The sequence below is a fragment of the Methylobacterium sp. WL6 genome, assembly GCF_008040095.1.
GTDB lineage: Bacteria > Pseudomonadota > Alphaproteobacteria > Rhizobiales > Beijerinckiaceae > Methylobacterium.
In genome coordinates this window covers 1-8,007 of record NZ_VRVH01000212.1, presented here as the reverse complement: position 1 = coordinate 8,007, position 8,007 = coordinate 1, and the positions used below count along the sequence as shown (strand labels likewise).

7 protein-coding genes are annotated in these 8,007 nt (G+C 70.7%); 5 read left to right on the top strand and 2 right to left on the bottom strand.

Annotation, left to right across the window (positions count from 1 at the left end; genetic code table 11):
* Nucleotides 1-1,224: nitrate- and nitrite sensing domain-containing protein (locus FV230_RS20945; protein ID WP_147843762.1), on the bottom strand; the 1,224-nt coding region annotated here is incomplete at its 3' end.
* A gap of 387 nt (nucleotides 1,225-1,611) precedes the next feature.
* On the opposite strand from FV230_RS20945, the gene FV230_RS20940 reads away from it, so the two are divergent.
* The 5 genes from FV230_RS20940 to FV230_RS20925 all read left to right on the top strand — a co-directional run bounded on the left by FV230_RS20940 (nucleotide 1,612) and on the right by FV230_RS20925 (nucleotide 7,560).
* Entirely contained in the window at nucleotides 1,612-1,863 is a 252-nt protein-coding gene (locus FV230_RS20940; protein ID WP_147843761.1) for a hypothetical protein, read from the top strand.
* A 300-nt stretch (nucleotides 1,864-2,163) separates the two neighbouring features.
* Nucleotides 2,164-5,268, top strand: a complete 3,105-nt coding sequence (uvrA, locus tag FV230_RS20935; RefSeq protein WP_147843763.1) for an excinuclease ABC subunit UvrA — start codon at nucleotides 2,164-2,166, stop codon at nucleotides 5,266-5,268.
* Nucleotides 5,269-5,452: 184 nt separating this feature from the next.
* A complete protein-coding gene (locus FV230_RS29845; RefSeq protein WP_187275572.1) occupies nucleotides 5,453-5,602 on the top strand; it encodes a hypothetical protein in 150 nt (49 codons plus the stop codon).
* Between the two features lie 218 nt (nucleotides 5,603-5,820).
* Nucleotides 5,821-6,780, top strand: a complete 960-nt coding sequence (locus FV230_RS20930) for a transporter (protein WP_147843760.1) — start codon at nucleotides 5,821-5,823, stop codon at nucleotides 6,778-6,780.
* Between the two features lie 219 nt (nucleotides 6,781-6,999).
* Nucleotides 7,000-7,560, top strand: coding sequence for a fasciclin domain-containing protein (locus FV230_RS20925; protein WP_147843759.1), 561 nt, complete (start codon nucleotides 7,000-7,002; stop codon nucleotides 7,558-7,560).
* 127 nt (nucleotides 7,561-7,687) lie between these two features.
* Here the strand turns inward: FV230_RS20925 and FV230_RS20920 are convergent.
* The coding region (locus FV230_RS20920) for an anti-sigma factor (RefSeq protein ID WP_187275571.1) at nucleotides 7,688-8,007 on the bottom strand (320 nt) is incomplete at its 5' end.

The window sequence follows — 8,007 nt, the reverse complement described above, 5'->3', positions numbered from 1 at the left end:
CTCGAGCGCCGCCGCGCGCCGGGCCAGCTCGGCGTCGGCCGACATCCGCTCCTGCGCCGCGCGGCGGCGGCGGCGCTCGGCGACGTTGTCGCGGAACTCGATCGCCGCGGCGGCGATGGCGCGGACCTCGATCGGGCCGCCCTGGGGAATCGCCACGTCGTCGTCGCCGCGGCCGATGGCGGTGAGCGCCCGCGACATCCGGATCAGCGGCCGGGCCACCGCGGTGCCGAGGCCGAAGGCGAGAGCGCCCGTCAGCAGGAAGATCGCGAGCGCCGCCCCCGACCAGATCGCGAGCGCCCGTTCGGCCGTCGCGCGAACGCCGCCGGCCTCCGCGGCGAGGTCGGCGGTGAGGTGGTCTTCGACCGCCTTGAGGCCGTCGATGCGCTGGGTCGCGAGGCGGAACCAGAGCGGGGCGTCGCGGAAGGCCAGGGCCTCGCCGGGCATGGTCTCGAGGGCGACCTTGCGCAGGCGCGCCACCTCCCGCGCCGGGGCGGTGGCCTCCGCGGCATCGAGCAGGGCTCCTTGCGCCGGCTCCGCCCGGGTCCGGAACAGGCCCTCGTAGGTGGCCTGGTCGGCCTGGAGGGTGGCGAGGCGGCGGATCCCGGCGAGGTCGAGGCTGCCGGCGGCGAAGGCGGCGGAGGCGGCGGCACGCTCCTGGCCGGCATATTCCTTCATCGTCAAGAAGGCGGCGTAGGAGGCGGCGTGGTTGGCGATCCCGACGGGGCCGATCACGCCCGACAGGGCGCGGACCAGCCCGAGGCCTTCGCCGATCAGACCGGTATAGGCGGCGGCCGCCTGGGGCGCCGTCGGCTTCAGCGCGTCGACGGCGTTGCGCTGCGCGTCCAGGCCGTCGAGCGCCTGCGCGAAGGCGTTGGCCTTGCGGGTGAAGGCGGGGCCGTAGGCCGCCGCGCCGGCCGTGACGGCGGCGGCGAGGCCCTGGCGCGCGGCGTCGGTGCGGGCGCGCTGCGCGACCAGCTTCGCCTTGAACTGCGATCCCTTCGAGGCGAGGAACAGGCTGGAGGCGCCGCGCTCGCGCTGGCCCTCGTGCGCGAAGGCGCTGATCCGCGAGGCGAGGCCGACAAGGTCCTCGACCTGGACCATCTCGGCGCGCTGCGCCATCCGGTCGGAGATCGCGACACCGGCCACCGCAGCGAAGGCGAGGCAGGGCGCCAGCGCCACCGCCACGATGCGTCCCCGCAAGGACATCGGAACACCGGTCTTCATTCGCCCACGCATCCCAAGTCTTCGCACCGCGTCGATACGGACGACTGCGCTACAACGGGTAAAGACGCTGTTGCCATCACAGGTCGATGCGCTGTTCGATCGTCGCGGGCGCGATCTTCAACGACGGGAGCCCGTCGGCAGCGTATTCGCGGACCCGGACACCAGGACATCGGCGGGCGATGCGGACGCGTCGTCGGGGCGACCCCCGGGCACGACTTCCGGACCTGCGCGAAGATCCGCGATCCCGCCGACGGATCGGGACGCGGCGGCATGCATTCCGGACGCCCGATCAAGACGCCGCGCCCGGCGCCGCCCTATCACGAGGCGCCGAGAGCGCGCGCGGCGGGTCGGCCGCGACGACGCCGGGCGTACCCTTGGGAGGCCATCATGATCCGTACCATCCTCGCCGCGAGCCTGCTGATCGCCGGCCTCGCCGCCGACCGGGCCCAGACCGGCGACATGTCCTGCGCCGACTATCTCAAGGCCGACGCGCAGGCGCAGGCCTCGATGAGCGCCGCCGACAAGGCGATGATCGCCGCCGACCCGCAGGCGGCCGCGATGGACGCGAAGATGCGCGCCTACTGCAAGGCCAACCCGAAGGCCTCCTCGTCCGAGGCGGCGATGAAGGCGATGCAGTAATCCCGCCGGGGCCGCGCGCCCGGCACGGGCGCGCGGTGATCCTGGTCGTCGGCCGCCCCCCGAACGGGGCCGGCGCAGCGAAAAAATGCGGGTGGCCGCAGGGCCGGACGCGTCGCGGAACAAGGGCCGAGTTGCCCACGTACGCGTTTCGTTCTAGCAGACACGCGAGCATGCCGGGCCTGCGTCCCGCCCGCCGCACCTTGCCGAAGGCTTCGGACGGACGACATGACCCGGCGCGGCGGTCGCTTTCGCGATCGCCGGATCCCGCCCGTGTCGACGCCTCGAAAGACCGCCCCCGCCATGGCCAAAGCCGTCGCCGCCAAGACGCCTGCTGGCAACAAGACGCCTGCTGCCGATAAGACGCCTGCTGCCAAGACGCCCGCCGCGAAAGCGCCGCCCGCCCGGAAGCCCGCGAAGGCGAACCCGGCCGCGCGGGCGGTCGAGGCCGAGGCCGGTGTCGACGCGAAGCTCGAGCGCCTGTTCGACCGGGAGACGCCGGCGGAGCGCGACCGGCGGGTGATCTCGGTGCGCGGCGCCCGCGAGCACAACCTGAAGAACATCGACCTGACGATCCCGCGCGACAAGCTCGTGGTGTTCACCGGGCTCTCGGGCTCCGGCAAGTCGTCGCTCGCCTTCGACACGATCTACGCCGAGGGCCAGCGCCGCTACGTCGAGTCGCTCTCGGCCTATGCGCGCCAGTTCCTGGAGATGATGTCCAAGCCCGACGTCGACCAGATCGACGGGCTCTCGCCGGCGATCTCGATCGAGCAGAAGACCACCTCGAAGAACCCGCGCTCCACGGTGGGGACCGTCACCGAGATCTACGACTACATGCGCCTGCTCTGGGCCCGCGTCGGCATCCCGTACTCGCCGGCCACCGGCCTGCCGATCGAGAGCCAGACCGTGCAGCAGATGGTCGACCGCGTCCTGGCGCTGCCCGAGAAGAGCCGGCTCTACCTGCTCGCGCCCGTGGTCCGCGGCCGCAAGGGCGAGTACCGTAAGGAGATCGCCGAGTTCCAGAAGAAGGGCTTCCAGCGCCTGCGGATCGACGGCGAGTACTACCCGATCGACGACGTGCCGAAGCTCGACAAGAAGCTCAAGCACGACATCGACGTGGTGGTGGACCGGATCGTGGTGCGGGCCGACATCGCGAGCCGGCTCGCCGATTCCTTCGAGACGGCGCTCGAGCTCGCCGACGGCATCGCCGACATCGAGTTCGCCGACGTGCCGGAGGGCGAGACCCGGGAGAAGATCACCCTCTCATCGCGCTTCGCCTGCCCGGTCTCGGGGTTCACCATCGCGGAGATCGAGCCTAGGCTGTTCTCGTTCAACAACCCGTTCGGCGCCTGCCCGACCTGCGGCGGCATCGGCCACGAGATGCGGATCGACGCCGAGCTGGTGATCTCCGACGAGGCCCTGAGCCTCAAGCGCGGCGCCATCGGCCCGTGGGCGAAGTCGACCTCGCCCTATTACGGGCAGACGCTCGACGCGCTCGCCCGGCATTACGGCTTCAAGACCGACCTGGCCTGGTCGCGGCTTCCCGAGGCGGCGCGCGCGATCATCCTCTACGGCTCCGGCAAGCAGTCGATCCGCTTCGACTACGACGACGGCATGCGCAAGTACGCCGTCAACAAGCCGTTCGAGGGCGTGATCCCCAACCTCGAGCGCCGCTACAAGGAGACCGAGAGCGACGCCGCGCGCGACGAGATCTCGCGCTTCATGAGCGAGACCCCGTGCGCCGCCTGCGGCGGCAAGCGGCTGAAGATCGAGGCGCTCGCCGTCAAGGTCGCGATGGAGGATATCGGCGCGGTCACCGCGCTCTCGGTCAGCGAGGCGCACCGCTGGTTCTCGGCGCTGCCGAAGAAGCTGACGCAGAAGCAGAACGAGATCGCGGTGCGGATCCTGAAGGAGATCCGCGACCGGCTGTCGTTCCTGGTCGACGTCGGCCTCGAATACCTGACGCTGGCCCGCGGCTCGGGGACCTTGTCCGGCGGCGAGAGCCAGCGCATCCGCCTCGCCTCGCAGATCGGCTCGGGGCTCACCGGCGTGCTCTACGTGCTGGACGAGCCGTCGATCGGCCTGCACCAGCGCGACAACGAGCGCCTGCTCGGCACGCTGAAGCGCCTGCGCGACCTCGGAAACTCGGTGATCGTGGTCGAGCACGACGAGGACGCGATCCTCCAGGCCGACTACGTGGTCGACGTCGGGCCGGGCGCCGGCATCCACGGCGGCCGGATCATCGCGCAGGGCACGCCCGAGGAGGTGCTGGCCCATCCCGACTCGCTGACCGCCAAGTACCTGACCGGCGAGAAGTCGGTGCGGACCCCGGCCGCGCGGCGGAAGGGGCGCAAGGGCAAGCTCGGGGTGTTCGGCGCCCGCGGCAACAACCTCAAGAACGTCGACATCGAGATCCCGCTCGGCACCTTCACCTGCGTCACCGGCGTCTCGGGCGGCGGCAAGTCCACGCTGATCATCGACACGCTCTACAAGGCGGTGGCCAAGCGCCTGAACGGCGCGCTGGAGCATCCGGCGCCCTTCGACCGGCTCGAAGGGCTGGAGCACCTCGACAAGGTCATCGACATCGACCAGTCGCCAATCGGGCGGACCCCGCGCTCGAACCCGGCGACCTATACCGGCGCCTTCACCCCGATCCGCGACTGGTTCGCCGGCCTGCCCGAGGCCAAGGCCCGCGGCTACCAGCCGGGCCGGTTCTCGTTCAACGTCCGGGGCGGCCGCTGCGAGGCGTGCTCGGGCGACGGCGTCATTAAGATCGAGATGCACTTCCTGCCCGACGTCTACGTCACCTGCGACGTGTGCAAGGGCAAGCGCTACGACCGCGAGACGCTGGAGGTGAAGTACCGCGCCAAGTCCATCGCCGACGTGCTCGACATGACCGTCGAGGAGGCCGCCGACCTGTTCAAGGCGGTGCCGACGATCCGCGAGAAGATGGAGACGCTCAAGCGCGTCGGGCTCGACTACGTCAGCGTCGGGCAGCAGGCGACGACGCTGTCGGGCGGCGAGGCGCAGCGGGTCAAGCTCTCGAAGGAGCTGTCGAAGCGCTCGACCGGCCGCACCCTCTACATCCTCGACGAGCCGACCACCGGCCTGCACTTCCACGACGTCGCCAAGCTGATGGAGGTGCTCCACGAGCTCGTCGACCAGGGCAACACGGTGGTGGTGATCGAGCACAACCTCGAGGTCATCAAGACCGCCGACTGGGTGATCGACATGGGCCCGGAGGGCGGCGACGGCGGCGGCGTGGTCGTCGCCCAGGGGACGCCCGAGCAGATCGCCGCGTCGACGGCGAGCCATACCGGGCGCTTCCTGCGCGACGTGCTCGCCCGCCGCCCCGCGGCGAAGCCGGCCGCTTCGCGGGCGGCGGTGGCGCGGCCGGCCGCGGAGTAGGCGCGCCGCGCCCTTCCGCCTCCCGGCGATGGGGACATCCGCTCGGCAAGATCTGCCGAGCGGTCGCGCCGCGTCGGCGTCCGATTCGGCCTGTCTCGCGGCCGATCCGCCCGTCCGGGCACGGCCCGACCGTCCGATCGGGACTTTCGGAGCCCGCCGGCGCGGGCCGGGACGTCCCCCCGGGATGGCGATCGGTCCCGCCGGGCTTGCCGAATCCTCCCGCTACGCTTCCCCCGACAAGAGCCTGAAACGGATGCGCTATTCTGCCGAATCCGGCTTCTTCGAATGCAATTTCTGCGACCGTCGCTCGGCCGCCGCACCGCAGCAAGGTTGAGGCATTTGGGCAACGGTTCGGCTCTCGCTGTCCAGATACGAGGCATTCCACTGTCTTTCCCAAGCGCTCTGTAGAATAGTTATCAGCGTTGAGACACGGGCCGGCTTCGTAGGGGGCGCTTGGCACATCTCGCACGGGAGCCGCGCAGACGGCAGACCGGCAAGGTAGTGCAGAGGCGGCGGGACGAAGTTCGGAAATCCTTGGGAAGGAACGAGAAAATGATGAAGACCTGGCTTGCCGCAGGTGCGGTCGCCCTCACCGTCGGCATGAGCACCACCGTTCAGGCGACGCCGTCCACGCAGCCCGGCGAGCAGGTCGGTCTCGCCTACGGCCCGCTGCCGGAAGGCGTCTACGCGATCAACACGTTCAGCACCGGCCGCGGCGACGCGCGCAACAGCCCGGACGTCGGCGTCAACGTGCCGATCCTGGTCTGGTCGACCGGCTTCAAGGTCCTCGGCGCGAGCATCATGCCGGTGATCGCGGTCCCGTCGGTGTTCGTGGGCACGAACAACGCGGCCGGCGTCCCGAACCAGGACCAGAGCTACTTCTACAACCCCTTCATCGGCAACATCTTCGCCTGGGATCTCGGCAACAAGATCAGCACCGCCTACCTCGTCGGCGCCTACATCGGCGTCGGCGACCGCGGCTCGCTCTGCAACGGCACGCTGACCGCTGGCTGCACCCCGGTGCTGCCGCAGAACGCCTCCACCTCGATCCGCAACACCGGCGCGATCTCGTACACCGGCGACGGCTACAACCTAACCGCGGCCCTGACGCACATCTTCTACGTCGACGACGCGGCCCGCTTCGGCGGTCAGTTTGCCGCGCTGGGCCCGATCGTGAACGCCGACGGCCTCTACCTCGACCTGACGGCGACCAAGACCTTCGGCAAGTTCGAGATCGGCGCCGTGGCCTACGGCTTCACCGACCTTCCGATCAACCGGAACCGCGGCGCAGCCTTTGCGGCCTATCAGCGTCAGGGCACGTTCGCGGCCGGTGGCCTCGTCGGTTACGACTTCGGCGCGTTCAAGGCTCAGGTGTTCGTGACGCGTACGGTCGCCGATCGCGGCGTCGGCGCCTTCGCCGACGAGACCCGCGGCTGGTTCCGCATCATTGCGCCGCTCTACACGGCGCAGGCCGCCGCCGCCGCGCCGGTGCCCCTGATGCGCAAGTACTGAGGCCGGGAGACGCGGCGGGTCCGGCAGGATCCGCCGCCGACCGAGGTCGAAGCAGAAACCGCCCGGTCCGCGAGGACCGGGCGGTTTTTCTACGTTTCGGACGACGCCGTGCCCGGTGCGCGACCGGAATCGATCCCGCCCGAAACCTTTCCGTGCGAGGCTCCGTAAGGCCGCCCGTAGCCCCGCGCACCGGGGCCCTACGAACGGTCAGGATACCCCATGACGCAGCATCACGCTTCCCGCTTCGCCACCTTCGCCCTCGCGCTCGCCCTCGGCGCCGCGCCGGTCGCGGCCTTCGCCAAGAACCCGATGGTCGGCAGCGCGCCGATGTATGCCAACAAGACGATCGTCGAGAACGCGGTCAACTCCAAGGATCACACCACGCTCGTGGCCGCGGTGAAGGCCGCCGGCCTCGTCGACACCCTGTCGGGCCCGGGCCCGTTCACCGTGTTCGCCCCGACCAACGCCGCCTTCGCCCGCCTCCCGGCCGGCACGGTGGAGACGCTGGTGAAGCCCGAGAACAAGGCCACGCTCACCAAGATCCTGACCTACCACGTCGTCCCGGGCGTCTACACCGCCAAGGAGCTGATGGCCGAGGTCAAGAAGGGCGGCGGCGAGGCCCAGCTCAAGACCGTCGAGGGCGATCCCCTGGTGGTCACGTCCAAGGGCAAGAAGGTCTACGTGACCGATGCCAAGGGCAACACCGCCACCGTCACCATCGCCAACGTGATGCAGTCGAACGGCGTCATCCACGTCATCAACGGCGTGCTGCAGCCCTGATCGCGGCCGCCGCGCTCCGGCCGAGGCGCCGGCGCGCGGCACGACGAGGAACACCCCGGGCCGCGAGGTCCGGGGTGTTCCTCGTTCCGGCATCGGTCATCGGGGTCGGGTCACGCGGATGCCCGCCTCACTCGCGGATCAGCGTGCCGGAATAGACCACCGGCCCCGTCGGGGCGCCGTTCGGCGATCCGCCCGGCGGCTCCACCGTCACGGCGATGAGCCCGCTCGCCGCGGTCTCCGCCGGCAGGGCGATCCGGGTCGCCGAGGCGCCGACGAGGCCGATCGCCTTGGGGGACGCCCCGGAGCCGATGTACCAGAGCTCGAGGCTCTTGCCGGACGGGGTCTCGGCGCCCACCGGGCGCACCTCGGCGGTGCCCGTCGCCGTGTCGATCCGCAGCACGAGGGCGGGCAGCGCGCCGCCGCTCTGCACCACGGCGAGGTAGCGCG